General features: G+C 60.6%; 16 protein-coding genes. 5 read left to right on the top strand and 11 right to left on the bottom strand.

Features of this window, described 5'->3' with window-relative positions:
• From ACXAIC_RS17080 to ACXAIC_RS17065, 4 genes are read left to right on the top strand one after another with little or no spacing between them, the layout of a single operon-like run.
• Entirely contained in the window at nucleotides 1–1,137 is a 1,137-nt protein-coding gene (locus ACXAIC_RS17080; protein WP_475182577.1) for a Gfo/Idh/MocA family protein, read from the top strand.
• Nucleotides 1,134–2,177, top strand: coding sequence for an L-glyceraldehyde 3-phosphate reductase (gene mgrA / locus ACXAIC_RS17075; RefSeq protein ID WP_475182574.1), 1,044 nt, complete (start codon nucleotides 1,134–1,136; stop codon nucleotides 2,175–2,177). The genes ACXAIC_RS17080 and mgrA overlap by 4 nt, the downstream gene beginning before the upstream one ends.
• On the top strand, nucleotides 2,177–3,772 hold the full coding sequence (locus tag ACXAIC_RS17070; protein ID WP_475182571.1) for a glycoside hydrolase family 43 protein: 1,596 nt from the start codon (nucleotides 2,177–2,179) through the stop codon (nucleotides 3,770–3,772). The genes mgrA and ACXAIC_RS17070 overlap by 1 nt, the downstream gene beginning before the upstream one ends.
• A gap of 44 nt (nucleotides 3,773–3,816) precedes the next feature.
• Entirely contained in the window at nucleotides 3,817–4,872 is a 1,056-nt protein-coding gene (locus tag ACXAIC_RS17065; RefSeq protein WP_475182566.1) for a sugar phosphate isomerase/epimerase family protein, read from the top strand.
• Between the two features lie 270 nt (nucleotides 4,873–5,142).
• On the opposite strand, the gene ACXAIC_RS17060 is transcribed toward ACXAIC_RS17065, so the two are convergent.
• From ACXAIC_RS17060 to ACXAIC_RS17030, 7 genes are all read right to left on the bottom strand, one after another.
• Nucleotides 5,143–6,267, bottom strand: coding sequence for an enolase C-terminal domain-like protein (locus ACXAIC_RS17060; protein ID WP_475182562.1), 1,125 nt, complete (start codon nucleotides 6,265–6,267; stop codon nucleotides 5,143–5,145).
• A gap of 60 nt (nucleotides 6,268–6,327) precedes the next feature.
• On the bottom strand, nucleotides 6,328–6,762 hold the full coding sequence (locus ACXAIC_RS17055) for a universal stress protein (RefSeq protein ID WP_475182559.1): 435 nt from the start codon (nucleotides 6,760–6,762) through the stop codon (nucleotides 6,328–6,330).
• 71 nt (nucleotides 6,763–6,833) lie between these two features.
• A complete protein-coding gene (locus ACXAIC_RS17050) occupies nucleotides 6,834–8,147 on the bottom strand; it encodes a TRAP transporter large permease (protein ID WP_475182556.1) in 1,314 nt (437 codons plus the stop codon).
• 4 nt (nucleotides 8,148–8,151) lie between these two features.
• Nucleotides 8,152–8,679 carry a TRAP transporter small permease gene (locus tag ACXAIC_RS17045; RefSeq protein ID WP_475182551.1) on the bottom strand — a complete coding sequence of 176 codons (528 nt, stop codon included), beginning with the start codon at nucleotides 8,677–8,679 and terminating at the stop codon, nucleotides 8,152–8,154.
• Between the two features lie 69 nt (nucleotides 8,680–8,748).
• Nucleotides 8,749–9,747, bottom strand: coding sequence for a TRAP transporter substrate-binding protein (locus ACXAIC_RS17040; RefSeq protein WP_475182546.1), 999 nt, complete (start codon nucleotides 9,745–9,747; stop codon nucleotides 8,749–8,751).
• 66 nt (nucleotides 9,748–9,813) lie between these two features.
• On the bottom strand, nucleotides 9,814–11,067 hold the full coding sequence (locus ACXAIC_RS17035) for an NAD(P)/FAD-dependent oxidoreductase (protein WP_475182543.1): 1,254 nt from the start codon (nucleotides 11,065–11,067) through the stop codon (nucleotides 9,814–9,816).
• A 4-nt stretch (nucleotides 11,068–11,071) separates the two neighbouring features.
• Nucleotides 11,072–12,769: a thiamine pyrophosphate-binding protein gene (locus tag ACXAIC_RS17030; protein WP_475182776.1), complete on the bottom strand. Its 1,698-nt coding sequence runs from the start codon at nucleotides 12,767–12,769 to the stop codon at nucleotides 11,072–11,074.
• A 280-nt stretch (nucleotides 12,770–13,049) separates the two neighbouring features.
• Here ACXAIC_RS17030 and ACXAIC_RS17025 point away from each other — a divergent pair, with 280 nt between their 5' ends.
• Complete coding sequence (locus tag ACXAIC_RS17025; protein ID WP_475182539.1) at nucleotides 13,050–13,748, top strand: GntR family transcriptional regulator; 699 nt, start codon at nucleotides 13,050–13,052, stop codon at nucleotides 13,746–13,748.
• A 24-nt stretch (nucleotides 13,749–13,772) separates the two neighbouring features.
• On the opposite strand, the gene ACXAIC_RS17020 is transcribed toward ACXAIC_RS17025, so the two are convergent.
• From ACXAIC_RS17020 to ACXAIC_RS17005, 4 genes are all read right to left on the bottom strand, one after another.
• Complete coding sequence (locus ACXAIC_RS17020) at nucleotides 13,773–14,516, bottom strand: aspartate/glutamate racemase family protein (protein ID WP_475182535.1); 744 nt, start codon at nucleotides 14,514–14,516, stop codon at nucleotides 13,773–13,775.
• A gap of 156 nt (nucleotides 14,517–14,672) precedes the next feature.
• Nucleotides 14,673–15,224, bottom strand: coding sequence for a cytochrome b (locus tag ACXAIC_RS17015; RefSeq protein WP_475182531.1), 552 nt, complete (start codon nucleotides 15,222–15,224; stop codon nucleotides 14,673–14,675).
• A 247-nt stretch (nucleotides 15,225–15,471) separates the two neighbouring features.
• A complete protein-coding gene (locus tag ACXAIC_RS17010) occupies nucleotides 15,472–16,257 on the bottom strand; it encodes an SDR family NAD(P)-dependent oxidoreductase (protein WP_475182527.1) in 786 nt (261 codons plus the stop codon).
• Nucleotides 16,258–16,265: 8 nt separating this feature from the next.
• Complete coding sequence (locus tag ACXAIC_RS17005; protein WP_475182523.1) at nucleotides 16,266–17,504, bottom strand: Tm-1-like ATP-binding domain-containing protein; 1,239 nt, start codon at nucleotides 17,502–17,504, stop codon at nucleotides 16,266–16,268.
• Nucleotides 17,505–17,510: the final 6 nt, after the last annotated feature.

The following is a 17,510-nucleotide window of genomic DNA, read 5'->3' as shown; positions in this document are numbered from 1 at the left end:
ATGACGGAGAAACTCGGTATCGGCATTCTTGGATGCGGCAACATCTCGGCGGCCTATATGCGCCTTGCACCACTGTTCCGCGGCATTGAGGTGCGCGCCTGCGCCGATCTCAACCCGGACGCCGCCAAATCCCGTGCTGAAGAATTCAATCTGCGGGCAGAGACGGTGGACGGGCTGCTGGCAGCACAGGACATTGACATCATCGTCAATCTCACCGTTCCGGCGGCCCATTTTGAGGTGTCCCGGAACATCCTGACAGCCGGAAAGCACGTCTATTCCGAAAAGCCGTTTGTGCTGAGCGTGAACGAGGGCAAGGCGCTTGCGGCCCAGGCGTCGGAAATGGGTCTTCGGGTCGGGTCCGCCCCCGACACGTTCCTGGGCGGCGCCCACCAGCTGGCCCGCCAGCTGATCGATGACGGCTCTGTCGGCAAGGTGACCTCTGGCACCTGTTTCGTGCAGAGCCCGGGTATGGAAATGTGGCATCCCAATCCGGACTTCTTCTTCCAGCCCGGCGGCGGCCCGGTCCTTGATCTCGGCCCCTATTACGTTTCCAATCTGGTGCAGCTTCTGGGCCCTGTGAAGCGGGTGACGGCCATGAGTTCATCCGGATCGGAGTACCGCACGATCACCTCCGAGCCGCGCTATGGCGAGAAGATCAAGGTCGAGACCCCAACCACGATCCACGCCATCCTGCAATTCCATTCCGGTGCCCAGGTGACCTATTGCGCCAGCTGGGATGTGTGGCAGCACGGCCATTCCAACATGGAGCTTTACGGCCAGGCAGGCACCTTGCATGTGCCCGACCCCAATTTCTTCGGCGGTGAGGTGCGCATGACCGAGCAGGCCGGGTTTGTGAATGTGTCCCGGAACTGGGATCACCCGTTCTCCAAGGTCAATGACAGGGGCCATGCGAACTACCGCACCGCCGGGCTCGCGGATATGGCGCTTGCAATTCTGGAAAACCGGCCGCACCGGTGTTCCTGCGAGTTCTCCTTGCATGTTGTGGACGTGATGACCGCCATTCTGGCCTCCGGGGAGACCGGCAACGGTGTGGACATCGGCACGACCTGCGACCGGCCGGCCGCCCTGGATCCACAGGCGGCCAAGAGCCTTCTGGCCCCGGTGGAGAGCGCATGACCTGGCACGCCGCATCTTCCCGCTATGATCATATGGAGTACCGACGCTGCGGACGGTCTGGCCTGAAACTGCCGGCCGTCTCGCTGGGTCTGTGGCACAATTTCGGGGACGACACGCCCCATGCGCGGAAACTGGAAATTGCGCGCACGGCCTTTGACCTCGGTATCACCCATTTCGACCTGGCCAACAATTACGGGCCGAAACCGGGGGCGGCAGAGACCGCCTTCGGCGACATGCTGAAACGGGACTTCAAGCCCTACAGGGACGAGATGATCATCTCGTCCAAGGCGGGGTATCTGATGTGGCCCGGACCTTACGGAGAATGGGGCAGCCGCAAATATCTGATTGCGTCCTGTGACCAGTCCCTGAAACGGATGGGTCTGGACTATGTCGATATCTTCTATTCCCACCGCTACGATCCTCAGACGCCTTTGGAAGAAACCATGATGGCGCTCGACCATATCGTCCGCTCCGGCCGGGCGCTTTATGTGGGCCTGTCGTCCTACAATTCCAAACGGACCCGGGAAGCAGCCGCGATCCTGAAGGAACTGGGCACCCCCTGCCTCATTCATCAACCGAGCTATTCCATGCTCAACCGCTGGGTGGAGGAGGACGGGCTTCTGGACACGCTGGATGATTTGGGCATCGGCTCCATTGCCTTTACCCCGCTCGCTCAGGGCATGCTGACCAGCAAATATCTGAACGGCATTCCAGAGGGCAGCCGCGCCACCCAGGGCAAGTCTCTGAAAAACGAGTTCCTGACCGAAGACACCCTTGCCGCGATCCGGGGCCTGAATGCCATAGCCGAACGGCGCGGGCAGACCCTGGCCCAGATGGCTCTTGCCTGGGTCCTTCGCAACGGCCGGGTGAGCACGGCCCTGATCGGCGCCAGCCGGGCCGAACAGGTGCGCGACTGCGCGGCTGTGGTCAACAATATGGACTTCACCGAAGCGGAGCTTCAGGAGATCGAGGCCACCACCGTGGACGCCAATATCAACCTGTGGGCTGCCTCTTCGGAACGCACGGGGCCGTCGCGCTGATGATCCGCAATCCGATCCTGCCGGGCTTCAATCCGGACCCGTCCATCTGCCGGAAGGGCGATGAGTATTTCATCGCGACCTCCACATTCGAGTGGTATCCGGGCGTTCAGCTCCACCGTTCAAAGGATCTCGTCAACTGGGATCTTGCCTGCCGGCCGCTGTCACGGGCCAGCCAGCTAGACATGCGCGGCAACCCGGATAGCGGCGGGGTCTGGGCGCCCTGTCTGAGCTATGCGGATGGGCGATTCTGGCTGGTCTATACAGATGTCAAACGGCTGGACGGCAATTTCAAGGACGCACATAACTACATCGTCTCTGCCCCTGACATTGACGGCCCCTGGAGTGATCCTCTCTATGTATCCTCCCACGGCTTTGACCCGTCCCTGTTCCACGATGACGACGGCCGTAAATGGTACATGGTCCTGCAATGGAACCATGTGTCGAATTCCGTCGGCGGCAAACCCCGGACGTCCGCCTTTGACGGCATTTTGCTGCAGGAGTGGTCGGAAACAGAGGGGCTGATCGGGCAACCGAAAAAGATCTTTTCCGGCAGCGCTCTCGGCCTGACCGAGGGACCGCATCTTCATAAGCGCAACGGCTGGTACTATCTGACCGTGGCCGAAGGCGGCACAGGCTATGGCCATGCGGTGACCATGGCCCGTTCCCGGTCGATTGACGGGCCCTATGACTTGCACCCGCAAACCCATCTGATCACCGCCAGGGACCGGGAGGACTGGCCGCTTCAACGGGCCGGTCACGGCCAGATCATCGAGACACCCGAGGGCGCAGTCTATCACACCCACTTGTGCTCCCGGCCCCTGCCCGGCCGGTTCTCGCCGCTCGGGCGCGAAACCGCCCTTCAAAAGTGCGTCTGGAAAGACGATGACTGGCTCTATCTGGAGAGCGGCGGCACATTGCCGCAAATGGAGGTGCCCGCCCCGTCCGGGGCCCAGCCCCGGCCGCCGAAAAAAATCGTGCGCCGGTTTGAGGACAAGATCCTGCCGCCGGAATTTCAGTGGCTGCGCACGCCGGAGCCCTCGCGGCTCTTTTCCCTCACCGGCTCGGCCCTGCGCCTGACCGGACGCGAAAGCGTCGGCAGCTGGTATGAACAGGCACTGGTTGCCCGCCGCCAGGAGCATCTGGCCTACTGGGCCGAAACACTGCTCACAGCCTTTGAGCCGGACACCTATCAGCAGGCGGCAGGCCTTGTGACCTATTACAACCGGCACAAGTTTCACGGACTTGTCGTGAGTTGCACGGAAGAGACCGGGCGCTGCCTGATGCTGCTGTCCTGTCCCGGCGTCTGGCCGGACAGCCGGATGGAATATCCTGCAGATCATATCCCGGTCAGCGAGGGTCCGGTTGAGCTGGCCGTTGAGGTGGACGGAGCCAGCCAGCAGTTTTTCTGGCGCCAGGAGGGCAGCTGGCTGGCCGCCGGCCCGGCGCTTGATGCCAGCGTGATTTCAGATGAGGGTGGCCGTGGGGAACACGGCTCCTTTACCGGCGCTTTTGTCGGCATGCTGGCATTTGATGTGACAGGTCGCGGCAAGACGGCCGATTTCCTCAGATTTACATATGCGCCTTCCGGAACCTGACCGGCTTTGCCGCCGCTCTTTCCAAGGACAACAGGGAGACACCCATGGCTGGACTGATCAAAGGCCCCGCAATTTTCCTCGCCCAGTTCGGCGGCGACGACGCCCCGTTCAACACCCTGCCCTCCATTGCAGAATGGGCGGCCGGTCTTGGCTATAAAGGCATCCAGATCCCCACCTTCGACAGCCGCCTGTTTGATCTCGACAAGGCTGCAGACAGCCAGACCTATTGCGACGAAGTCAAGGGTATCTGCGCGGATGCGGGCGTGGAGATCACCGAATTGTCGACCCACCTCCAGGGCCAGCTTGTTGCCGTTCATCCGGCTTATGACCTTGCCTTTGACGGCTTTGCCCCGGCCTCTGTTCACGGCAACCCGCAGGCCCGTCAGGAATGGGCTGTCAGCCAGATGAAAAAGGCCGCCGTAGCGAGCCGGAACCTGGGCCTCGATGCGTCGGTCAGCTTTACCGGCTCGCTCGCCTTTCCCTATCTCTACCCCTGGCCCCAGCGTCCGGCCGGGCTGATCGAAGAAGCTTTTGCGGAACTGGCCCGGCGCTGGAAGCCGATCCTCGATGTCTATGAAGACAACGGGGTTGATGTCGGCTACGAGATCCATCCGGGGGAAGACGTTTTTGACGGGGCGACCTTCGAGATGTTCCTGGAGGCCCTTGGAGGACACAAGCGATGCCAGATCAACTATGATCCGTCCCATTTCCTGCTGCAGCAGCTCGACTATCTGGCTTTTATCGACATCTATCACGAGCGCATCTGCGCCTATCATGTGAAGGATGCGGAGTTTAATCCCGATGGCCGCCAGGGGGTTTATTCCGGCTATCAGGGCTGGGTGAACAGGGCCGGACGGTTCCGCTCCCTCGGCGACGGGCAGGTCGATTTCTCCGCGATTTTCTCCAAGCTCGCCCAATATGGTTATGACAGCTGGGCCGTTCTGGAATGGGAATGCTGCCTGAAGTCCCCGGAACAGGGCGCAGCCGAAGGTGCACCTTTCATCGAGAGCCACATTATTGAAGTCACCGACAAGGCCTTTGACGATTTTGCCGGCGGCGAGACGGACCGAGACCAGATCCGCAAAATGCTGGGCCTTTAGAGCGCCTCGGGCGATAAGTCTGCACAACGTAAGTGAGCCCGGAGCCAGATCGCCCTCCAGCCCCTCCCCACAAGGGGCTGGAAGGCCAGAGAGAGAGTGGTTTTCTTCAAGAAAAGTTCGCTCTCTCTGCTTTTGCTGAATGAAGGTCAGACCCTTTGAAAGGGTGATCTAGCGCAAATTGCGCGTCATCGGAGTTGCCGTGCCAAGCCTGACATCAGAGTTTTCAACGCAAAAGACAAAAAACTTGAAACCGGATCGACGCGGCACGCCCTAAACCAAAGGCTCCGTGACCGCATATTTCGCAAGCTTGTCCGGATCGACCTCAACGCCGAGCCCTGGACCTTCGGGCACATGGACCCGCCCGTTCCGGACTGGAAACGGCTCGGTGAGGATATCGTCCTCGGCGTAATAGGTTGCCATATAGAACTCGCATTGAAGGATCAGGTCCGGAACGGCGGCCATCAGATGCGCACCTGCGGCATGGGCAAGACCGGTCTCGAACATGCAACCGCCGTAGATTTCGATCCCGGCCGCCCGGGCAATGGCCGCAACTTCCAGTGCGCGGCGGATCCCGCCGGATTTCATGATCTTCAGGGAAAAAATATCTGCCAGCCGGATCTGCGCCCCATAAAGCGCACCTTTCGGGTCAAAGACACTTTCATCCGCCATGACCGGTGTATCGATCACCCGGCTGATATGGGCCAGCGCCTCGCGCTCGTGCATCTTGACCGGCTGCTCGACAAAGGTCGGACGGAACGCTTCCAGATCCTTGATACGCCGGACCGCATCGTAGGCGGGCAGGCCCTGATTGTAGTCGATGCGCAGATCCGCCTCCTCCCCATAGATGCCGCGCATTTTCTCCAAGCGCATCAGATCGAAGCGGTGATCCTTGAAGCCGGTCTTGAACTTGAAGATCCGGACCCCGTCCGCCCACATGGCAGCCACATCTTCCAGATCCTTGCCGAAATCCGGATTGGCGATGGAAAAGCTCATGCCCATGTCATCACGCATCCGCCCGCCAGCCAATTCGCAGACGGAAAGGCCGGTGATCTTGCCGGTGATATCAAGAAGGGCCATTTCCAGGCTGGCCTTGGCTTCCGGATGCCCGACCAGAACCTTGTCAGCCATGGTCATGTGCTTTTCCACCTGCACCGGGTCCTGGCCAATGAGATGGGGCCGCAAATGCACATGAAGGGCGGCCGCACAGCCCTCCGCAGTGCCGGTGAAGACCGGCCAGGGCGAGGCCTCTCCCCAGCCGGTCAGGCCGGTATCGGTGGTAACTTCCAGAACCGCCACGTGAATGCCAGCCACATCACCGCTGCCATGGGAATGCACGGCCTTGGCCGGAATTTCGATCCGGTGGACCCGGAGGGTTTCAATTTTATGGTCGCTCACGGGAGGCTCCGAACATGACAAAAGAAAAGGGTGAGCCGCGCAACCCTGCCGGTTGGGGCCTCAAGACGGGCGGACGACCAGAACGCTGCAGGAGGCAAAACGGGACACCCGGGCAGCATTTGGCCCGATAAAGAGGTCCTTCACACTTGGACGGCTGGCTCCGATGACGATAAACCGGGCCGAAAGCGCATCCGCATGGCCGATCAGCTTTTCATAGACCCCGCCACGCAGCACTTCGGTTTTGTGGGGCACGCTGCCCCAGTCGAAGTCGGCCGCATAGACCGAAAGATCCCGGCGGGCATCTATTTCGACCTGATTGCGCATGTCTTCGGGGATATAGGCCTGCACATAGGTGTTTTGCTCGTCGGGAATGACAAAGACGAGTTCAACCTCGGCCCCGTGGCTCTGGGCCAGCATGATGGCCTCCTGCACCACACAGGAATCCGCTTCCCTGTGATGCAGATCGACGGCCGCAATGATCTTGCAGGTTGCCATGATGCCCCCTTCAGGCTGTTTAAGAAGAAACGGGCCGGAGACGGACCCCCGGGCCCGCCACCAGCGCTCTGTCACCGCCCGGCTGCGTTGCGCATGCTCTCGGGCAGATAGGTCGCCAGTTCGGGAAAGCCGATCATCACAAAGACCATGAACACCATGATCAGGAACAGCGGCAGCGCGGTTTTGGCGATATAGCCCATCTCGTGTTTGGTGATCCCCTGCATGACGAAGAGATTGAACCCGATGGGCGGGGTGATCTGCGCCATTTCCACCACGATCACGATGAAGATCCCGAACCAGATCATGTCGATCCCGGCGCCTGCCACCATGGGCTGGACAATGGCCATGGTGAGCACAACCGAGGAGATGCCGTCCAGGAACATGCCCAGAATGATGTAGAACACCATCAGCGCCATCAGCAGCGAGAACCGGGAGAGCTGCAGGCTCTCGATATATTCGGCAAGCGCTCTGGGCAGACCGGTAAAGCCCATTGCCAGCGTCAGGGCGATGGCGCCCATCAGGATCAGGGCGATCATGGCGGAGGTGCGCGTTGCGCCCAGAAGACTGTCCAAAAAGGTGTCCCAGGTCAGGGACCCTTGCACGGCGGCCAGCACAAAAGCCCCGATTACCCCGATGGACGCGGCTTCCGTCGCCGTGGCAAAGCCCAGATACATGGATCCGATCACGAACAGGATCAAAAGGATGATCGGGATCAGGAACCGGCTTTCCTTGATCTTCTCGCGAAAGGTCATGGGATTGGCAATCTTGGGCACTTCTGCCGGCCGCAGCACCGACCAGCCGGCCACATAGGCCATGAACAGCCCGGCCAGCACAATGCCCGGCAGGATGCCCGCCATGAAGAGCTTGGAGATCGACTGTTCCACGGCCACCCCGTAGACGATCAGAGTCAGGGAGGGCGGGATCATCAGGCCCAGGGTTGCCGCGCCCGTCAATGTGCCGATGGTCATATATTCCGGATAGCCGCGCTTGCGCAGCTCCGGGATCGACATCTTGCCCACAGTGGTCAAGGTGGCGGCGGAAGATCCGGAAACGGCGGCAAAAATGGTGCAGCCGACAATGTTCACATGGACCAGCCCGCCGGGCAGGCGCTGCATCCAGGGACTGAGCCCCCGGAACATGTCCTGGGACAGCCGGCTTCGGAACAGGATTTCCCCCATCCAGATGAACAGCGGCAGGGCCGTGAGTGTCCAGCTGGAGGAACCGGTCCAGATGCGCGTCAGCATGGCATCGCCCGCCGGACGCGTGGTAAACATCTCAAGCCCGAGATAGGCAACCCCGAACAGGGCGAGGCCCACCCAGACCCCCGTTCCCAAAAGCAGGAACAGGACGAACAGGAAAATCGCAACCAGGTAGAACTGTTCCATCGTGTCACTCCCCGTGCGGGTTCATGCCGGCCGCCTTGATATTGTCGCGGCCGGTGAAAAGGGTGCAGATCAGATTGTCGAAGGCGCAGACTGCCAAAATCACCGTTCCTGCGGCCATGGACAGCTGCGGGATCCAGATCGGCCAGGCATCCTGCCCCTGACTGATGTCGTTGAACCGGTAGCTTTCATAGGTGAGCTTGATGGCATAATAGGCGAACAGGAAGGTGAGATAGCTGGCAATTCCCCAGCACCAAAGTTCCCCGAACTTCCGGTATCTGCCAAGCTTGGTCAGAAACAGATTGACACGGATATGGCTGCCGGAATTCAGCGCATAGGGCAAAGCCAGAAACGAGGCCGCCGCCATGCAATAGCCGGTGAAATCCGGCGCTCCGGTGATGATGCCCCCGCCCCAGCGCGCCACCATCTGGGAGGCGACGAAGAACAGGATCATGATGAGAAAAACCGCCCCGAGATATCCGGCGCCCTTGTAGAGCCCGTCAAGAATGGTGCGCAGCACCCGGAATATGGCCACTGCCGTCCCCCTTCCCATAAAAGAGTGTGCCCGGCGGAAACCGCCGGGCCATGCTTTGCCGGATGACGGTTATTTGGCCGCCTTGGCGGCCTTGGCCGCTTTGTAGGCGTCGACAATGGCCTTGCCTTCTTCGCCTGCGGATTCCAGCCATTCTGCGGTCATGGTTTCGCCAATCGCCTGCAGTTCGGCCGCCATGGTGTCACTGACGGGGCCGGTGGCCATGCCGTTCTTGGCCAACTCACCAACGGTGAATTCAGTGTACTGGATGGAGCGCCAGTCCCCGGCATATTCCGCCAGAGCCGCGCAGCCGTTGATGACATTCTTGGTGGCGTCATCAAGACCGTTCCAGCTGTCCATGTTCACCATCACGTAATTGCGCGGCATCCAGGCGTCAGCGGAATAGAAATGGGTCAGGCTTTCCCAGATCTTGCGGTCATAGCCGGTAGAGCCGGAGGAGACCATGCCCTGCGCGACGCCGGTGGCGAAGGCCTGGCTGATTTCAGCGGCTTCGATCTGGACCGGCTGCATGCCGGCCAACTCGGCCATGCGTGCGGAGGCGGTGTTGTAGGTGCGGAATTTCAGGCCCTTCACATCTTCCAGAGAGTTCACCTCCCGGTCGAAATAAAGCCCCTGGGCCGGCCACGGCACAGAATAGAGCAGGTGCAGGTTCTGGTCTGCCAGGATCTTGGTCAGCGGCTCCTTGGCAACTTCCCAAAGCGTCTCGGAATCCTCAAAGGACGTGGCCAGGAACGGCACGCTGTCAAAGCCGAAAATCGGGTTCTCGTTCTGGTGGCCTGACAAGAGCCGCTCGCCGATTGGCACCTGGCCGGTCTGGATTGCGCGCTTGATTTCCGAGCCCGCATAAAGAGAACCGCCCGGGTGCGTCTTGATTTCAAGGGCACCGCCCGTGCCCAGTGTTACGCATTCGGCAAATTTTTCGCCGGTGGCGGAGTGAAAATTGGTTGCCGAATAGGCCATGGGCATGTCCCAGGTTTCGGCGGAAACGGGGCCTGCTGTCAGCGTGGCAACAGCAACGCCGGTCATAAGTACTTTTGCAAATCCGGACATGGAAAACCTCCTGCTTTTGTCCCCTCGTGCCCCACTCCGGCGGGACACAGTCTTTTTCAGGCCAGCCTAGAACCGCTGCGGGTCATAGGCCGACAGGTCGATATTCTGCCGGTCCCCGGAAATGAGGCCCGCCAGGATACGGCCGGTCTTGGGTCCGGCCGTCAGGCCGATGTGATGGTGCCCGAACCCGGCATAGATGCCGGATGCCCTGATTTCTCCGATCAGTGGCAAACTGTCGGAAGGCGCTGGCCGGTGCCCCAGCCAGCTGTCTTCCTGTTCGAACATCAAACCCGGGAAGGTCTCCTGGACCTTCCGGCGCAGCAGATCAAAGGGCGCGCTGGATGCGGGCGCCTTCAATCCGCCGAATTCAACAACACCTGCGCAGCGCAGGCCATCCTTCATGGGGGTCGCGACGAATTTGCCGCTTGTGACCATCATGGGTGTGCCCGGCCCGTTTTCAGCCGACCGGAACACAATGTGATAGCCCCGCTCCGATTCCAGCGGCACCCGAAGCCCGAGTTTCGCCGCCAGGGGCTTGGACCAGACACCGGTGGCCAGGATGACCTTTGAGCAGGTCAGCTCCCCCCCGTCCGTAACAACGCTTTTCACCCGCCCGTCCGCCAGTGTCACGTCCTTGACCTCCGCTGTGACAAACCGGGCGCCCAGCTTGCGGGCTTCCTGGGCCAGAGCGGCCACATAACGGCCCGGATCCCGGACATACCCATGGTCCTTCATGACGGCCAGCAGTTGCATGTCTTCCGACAGGTTCGGCTCATAGTCGCGCACCTTGCCGCCTTCCAGCAGGTCAGGCTCAAACCCGGCCTTGCGCCGGAGCATCCAGGTATAGTGATCCGCCTCAAAGGCCTGGCGGGTCGGATAGACAAAGCTGTAGTCGGAGGAGACCAGCCAGGCCTCGGCTTCGGTCCCGGAGGCAAGCGCTTCATGCTGGGACGGGGCATCGTAAAGGATCGGTGTCAGGCCTTGCGAAATCCGGCGTGTGTCCTTGTCATTGGCATTTGCGAGATATTTGAGGAGCCACGGCATCAGCCTGGGCAGATAGGACCAGCGCAGAAACAGCGGAAAATCCGGGTTCATGAGCATGCCCAGGCTCTTGGCAATCAGACCCGGCGCCGTGACCGGCGCCACCGAACAGGCCGCCAGGACCCCGGCATTGCCATAGGAGGTGGAGGCGGAGGTCCCCGGTTCGACCCGGTCGACCACAGTGACGTCCAAACCCGCCCGGCGCAGCCAGATTGCCGACGAAACACCGACAATCCCGGCGCCAATTACCACGACATTGGGGGCAGCGTCTCCGGCCATTTTATCAGCCCATCCAGCGGCGCACTGGGGCGGCCGCCTCTTCAAGAGGTTGGCAAATGACGTCGATCAGCGACGGTCCGTCATGGTGCAATGCCTGTTTCATTGCCTCGTCCAGATCCTCAGGCCGCTCCACCTTCCAGGTTTTCAGGCCAAAGGCAGCCGCAACGGCGGCCTGATCGGTCCGGTTGAAATCCACATTGTAATAGCGTTTGCCGCAGTCGGCATGTTGGCTGGCCTTGATCCAGCCAAAGGCCGCATTGGAAAAAACGATATAGGTGATGGGCGCATTGGCCCGCACGACGGTTTCCAGTTCGCCACAGGCAAAGGCGAAAGACCCGTCCCCCATCAAGGCCACAACCTTGCTGTCCGGCCGGCCATACCAGGCACCGAGCGCTGCGGAGAGCGCATAGCCCAAGGCCCCATGGGCCCGGTTGGTGATGTAAAAACGGCCAGCGTTTTTCTGCTGCGAATAGGCATTGTAATAGGGACAACTTGTTCCGGGATCAGAAACGACAATCGCACTATCTGGAAGATTTTTGTTCAATGTGTCAATGATCTGTTCCGGAATCACCTGCTCCTTTTCGCGGCAGGCCAATGCCTGGAATTTTTCGAATTTGCGCGCCTTGATATCGGCCACCTGTGCTGCGCCGCCAAAAGACGGCAGCGGGTCCGTCACCTCATCGAGACAGGCGTTGACCGCCGCCAGCGCCAGTTTCAGATCGGCAACCACCCCAACCTCGGTCGGATAATTCGCGCCGATGACCATCGGGTCGTTGTCGAAATGCACGATACGCTGCCCCGGCTTCGGTGCTTCCCAGCGGGAGGTTGTGGTGGACCCGGCCCGACATCCCATGAAGATCACCAGATCCGCTGCTTCCATCATTTCCCAGGTCTCGTCCGTACCGCCATTGGACCCGACAACCCCAAGCGAAAGCGGATGGGTGTCGGCAAGCGACCCCTTGCCTGAAATCGAGGTGGCAACTGCAAGATCCAGCCGGCTGGCAAGCCGGTCCAGTTCGTCCATGGCCCCGGCGATCACCACGCCGCCGCCGCAAACGATCAAGGGGGATTTTGCACTGAGGATGGCATTTACAGCCGCCTCCGCCACCCCCGGCTCCGGGGCAGCGCGGTAGGCGGGAAAGGTCTTGTGTTTGGGATCCGCCCAGATGTCGTCCACCGATACCGGGTCATATTGAATATCATAGGGCAGGCCCAGATGGGCCGAACCGGACCGGCCCGTGGTCATGGCCCGGAACGCCTGTCGCACCATGCGGGGGATGTGATCGGCGCGCCGCAAAACCGTGTTGAACTTGGTCAGCGGCCGCATCAAGGCTTCCTGATCCACTTCGGTCAGGGGATATTTGCCGTAAGACGCTACGGAAATGTCTGTCGTGATCGACAGGACCGCATAGGAGCTTTCATTGGCTTCAATCAGGCCCGGCAGAATATAGGTGGCGCCGCCACCGGACGGGCCTTCACAGACCCCGACGCGCCCGGTCACCCGGGCATAGGCATCGGCCATATAGGTGGCGCTGCGTTCATCGCGGGTCAGAACATGGGTGATACTGTGATCCAGAGTGTGCATGGCATCATAGAAGGGCAGGGTCGTGTCCCCGCACAATCCGAAAATGTGCCGCACACCATGGGCTTCGAGGGTCCGCACCAATGCTTCGGCCCCATTCAGAGTATTTCGCAACGTCACCCCCACAGTTTTACTTCTTGAAACGCCCTTGATCCCAACGGCTTTCAAAATTGTATACAGTTCTGTAGGCACTTGTGAAGACGCAAATGTTCCCAAACGGCTTTTTTTGATTTAAGCAAGGGCACATCGCATTTGGCCGGATTTGATCGGCTGCCTGAAGTCGGAGACGTCAGCGCAACGGACAAACCGGTTTGAAACCGCATAAACGCGGTGCGCACTCAGGAGCCACTTCAGGACGCACCGTCCGGAAAGGGGCCATTTGCCAAGGGGCAGGAAACCTATGTCAGACCGGATCAGCAGCGTGGACCGGGTTTATGAAACCCTCCGCGACATGGCGATCAACTTCGATTTCAAGCCCGGGGAGCGGATCAACGAATCCGCCCTGTCCACGCGGCTTGGTGCCAGCCGGACCCCACTGCGAGAAGCGCTCAACCGGCTGGTGGCCGAAGGTTTTCTGACGCTTGCCAAAGGGCAGGGCTTTTTCTGCCGGCCGCTTGAACCGGCGAAAGTCCTGGAACTTTATCAGGCCCGCTGCGCGGTGGAGACGGAAGGCATCATCCGAGGCATCGAAAACGCAAGCGACCAGCAGATCGCGGACCTGCGCGCCTATCTGGATGCGTTCGAAAAAACCTATTTCACCTGCGGCGACCTGAGCGAGGTGCTGCTGCAGGACGAGGAATTCCACCTGCGGCTTGCTGCCCTTTCCGGCAACAGTGAACTGGTCAGAATGCTGAGCAATCTGAACGAGCGGATCCGTTATGTGCGGATGATCAATTTCAAGCAGATCCGGGCACAGGTGCCCGAGGACCGGGTGGAAGACCCGTCGCTTCCTGCCCATCGCAAGATTGTGGAAGCGGTGCAACGGCGGGACAAGGACACAGCTGTGGCAGCCTTGCGCAACCATATCGAGCGGCGCAGCGAGGAAACCGTTGAACTGGTCCGGCTCGCCTATTCCCAGCTTTATGTGCCAAGCGTCTGAGACTGCCTTTCAACGGCACACCAGTTACCCGAAACGCGGATCGTCCAGGTCCAGGGAAAAGCGGCTGGGGGCCAGACTTTGCTGGAACCAGAGCACATAATTGTAGATGGAATAGACCGGCAAGCCGGTCAACCGGCGGATGTCGGCGGCATAGGGCACCATGTTGGTGCATTCCAGCACAATCGCGCCAATGTCCTTGTGGGCCGACACAAGCTCATCAGCGGCCGCAAGCAGGTCCTCCCTGCAGGCGGCAAAATCGATCTCCGGCGCATCGCCCAGAATATCGCGCGTGAATACCTTGCCGCCTTCAGTGCCGACGACGGGTGTGTCCAGCGGTACATTGGCAGCGGCCAGATGGGCCGGGGTCAAGGTCTCGCGGGAGACCGTCAGAATGCCCACCCGCCTGCCCGGTGAAAGCGTTGACTGGACCATGGGCACTTGCATCAGGGAGGAGGTTGCCAGCGGCACACCGACTTCGGCGGCCAGCCGGTCCTGCAGGATCGACAGAAATCCGCAATTGGTGGTCAGGCCGTCACAGCCGCTTGCCACCAGATCCCGCGCTGCCGCTATGAAATCCTCCAGAAGCGGGGAGGCGTCATCCCTCACCACCCGGTCCGGGCTTGCCCCCCGGACAACCCGGTACTGCACCGGAAAGGGCCAGGTCAGCGCATTCCCCATATCGCCAGGAATGCGGGGAAACCGGGTTTCCAGCATCAAAATGCCAACACTCGCACCATAGACGGTCTTGCCGCCATGAAGGGTTGTCACTGCCCGGTCCTCCGCTTCACGTTCGTTCCGACGGTCTTATATAAAATCGGATGCAGTGCTGTATACAGTTTTTGCAAATGACCCGGAAAGCTCCCCGTCTCCCTCGCAAACAGAAGGGAGACACCGGCGAACCGCCGGGGCTGGTGCGCGTCAGACCTACAAGATGCGGTAGAGCGTCGTGTCCCGCTGGATCATGTGGTGGAAGAGAACCCCGCCAATGTGAAGAGCAAAGAGCCCCAAAAGGATCCAGGCGCTCCATTCATGAACCGCCGAAAGGGTCCAGGCAATGTCGGGGCTTTTGCCAAGCGGGCTCCAGACCTCAACCGCGCCGAACCACTTCAGCGGGAAGCCGTGGGCATTGGTTGCAAGAAAGCCGGAGACCGGCATGATGATCAAGAACACATACAGCAGACCATGGACACTGGCGGCCGCGATGCGCACAAACGCCGGCCCCTCATGGAGCGGTGCCTTGGTCAAAAGTGTATTGCCCACCCGCAACAGCATCAGCCAAAGCACCAGGAAGCCGAAACTTTCATGTAGAAGATAGAATGCGGAGGAGAATTCCTGTTTCACGAAGCCAATCATCAGGCCAAGGGGCCAGGTGAGCAGCACCAGCACCGCAATGACCCAATGCAACAGCCGTGCGGGCACCCCATACCGCTCGACAATCCCGCCTGTTCCAGACGATGCCCCAGGCAGCTCACTCATCTTGTCTCCCTCACGCTTGCGAACGCGCCGCATCTATAAACGCGGCGCGCTCCAAAGACTAACGCAAAGAGTGTGAAGCTGAAAAGGGACACGGGTCCGACCCCGTAGAATTTTGCCTTCAAACCGCACGGCAAACGAGTCTCTTCAATGCGTGAAAGCACAGGAAACCGCGTTTTTTCTGGTTGTTACAGCGCAGAAATGGCCATTTCCTCTGCGATCAAACAAGCGTCATTTCAGGAGACAGCCCCTAACCAAAGGCAAGTGTCGGCACATCCACAATGGTTGACCCGCCATCGGCGGTCAGAACAGCCCCAGTGATGATCGAGGCATCTTCAGAACATAAAAACGCAATTGCAGCGGCCACTTCTTCAGAGTCTGCCGGGCGGCCCAGGGGCACATCCCTGGTGACATGGGCATAGGCGGCGTCCACCGAGACAAGATCCGAGCGCTCCATCAATTCCGCCATCTCCGCGTCGGCCATTTCCGTGCGGACCCAACCAGGGCAAATGGCATTGCAGCGCACACCCATGCTGCCATAGTCGCGGGCAATGGACCTGACCAGCCCGATCTGGGCGTGTTTCATGACCGTATAGCCGAACGCATCGGCTGGTGCGGCCAGACTGGCGATGGAGGCAGTAACGCAAATGGCCCCCTTGCGCGCGATCAAGTCCGGCATTGCGGCGCGCAGCAGGACCATGGACGTGTCCAGATTGGCGGCACCGGACAGGCGCCACTCCTCGTCCGAGGTCGCCGTCAAGGTGCCGAAGCCATGCCCGCCCGCATTGGCAACCACCACATCCAGCCCGCCAAACCGATCTTTGGCCTGGGCAATCGCAGCGGCGGCCTGATCCGGATCGGCCGCATCGCCCGTCACCACCAACCCGCCGGTTCTGGCGGCGACCGCCTCAAGCGGTTCCTTGCGCCGGCCCATCAGAACGACCTGTGCGCCCTCGCCGGTCAGCCGCTGCGCCGTCGCAGCCCCGATCCCCGTGCCAGCTCCCGAGATGAGCGCTGTCTTGCCTTCAAATCTCATAGGCCCACTCACCTTTTTCCTTGCGGCACGATACCTTCGGCCACCCAGGCATCCAATTGCGTCAGGACCGCGGCACAGAAATCCGGGTCGTTGATGTGGCACGCGAGATCCGTAGTGGGCACCGTGCCCTCAAGCGCTTCTGCGGCGGCCCCAACAAAGGCCGTCAGCGCCTCCGGGTCATGAGCGGCTTCGCCGGGCCGGTCCCATTCCTCAATCCCGCCCCGCGTCAGGAAGAAGTGGGTCGGCCCCTTGGCCGCAGCAAGCCGCTCCACCATGCGTCTGGCGATGCTGATCCGCTCTTCGGCGTTAAAGGCAATGTTCTTGATCAGACGGTTGTGCTGGTGGAAGGGGCGGTCCTCAAAAATGGAGGGGATCTCCTGCCAGCCTGCCAGATCGAGAATATCCATCGCTCCCGGCGCCACCATTTGCGGTGTGCCGCTGCGGCCCGCCCCGGTCAGCCGGTCCGCCCCGGCGCTGACCACCGAGCCGTGCAGCACATTGACCAGTTCCTGGAGCGAGAAATCCATGACACAGGCAAAAGCGCCTTCCGCCGCCAGACGCTCAAACGCCATACCGCCCATGCCGGTCGTATGGAAGACGGCAACATCATAGCCGCGCTTGGTCAGCTCCGCATGAAGAGGCTTCATGTATTTGAGGCAAGACGACCCCAGCGAGGTCATGCCGATCATCGGCCGGTCAAATGCCGGAGGCTCCACCAGCTGGGCAGCCCCCAGAACCGCGCCTGCCGCCTGGCTGAGGGACGATTTGCACAAGGGATTGAGACCATAGAGCCCACCTGCCCACAAGATGAACTGGACATCGGCGGCCATTCGGTCCGCCGCAATCAAGGGGGAGCCGGCTACCGTGGAGACAATATATTTAGGAACCCCAATGGGCAGCGCCTGGGCGCAGTCGAGCGCAAGGTCGGTGCCCATGGTGCCACCGAGCGAGATCATGCCGTCAAACCGGCCTTCGTCATAAAGACGCCGGGTGGTCAGTGCCGCACCGGAGCTCATCCTGGCAAAGGCCTCGCCTTCCTCTCCCAGAGCAATCAGCCCGTCGATCGTCTCGTCAACCGCGGCCACCACATCATGTTTGGATATGTCGACCGGCATTGGCGGGTCGCCCAGGACACTGACATCCATGGTCAGCACCTTTCCGCCACCGGCCTTGATGCGCCCGATCAGATAGACGAGTTCATCCGCCTTGGTGTCGAATGTCCCAATCACGAGGATGGTTTTGGTCATGACTGT

The organism is Roseibium sp. AWQ4_254, assembly GCF_056161025.1.
Note: the sequence above shows the minus strand (reverse complement) of the source record. Positions and strands in the feature narration are given on the sequence as shown.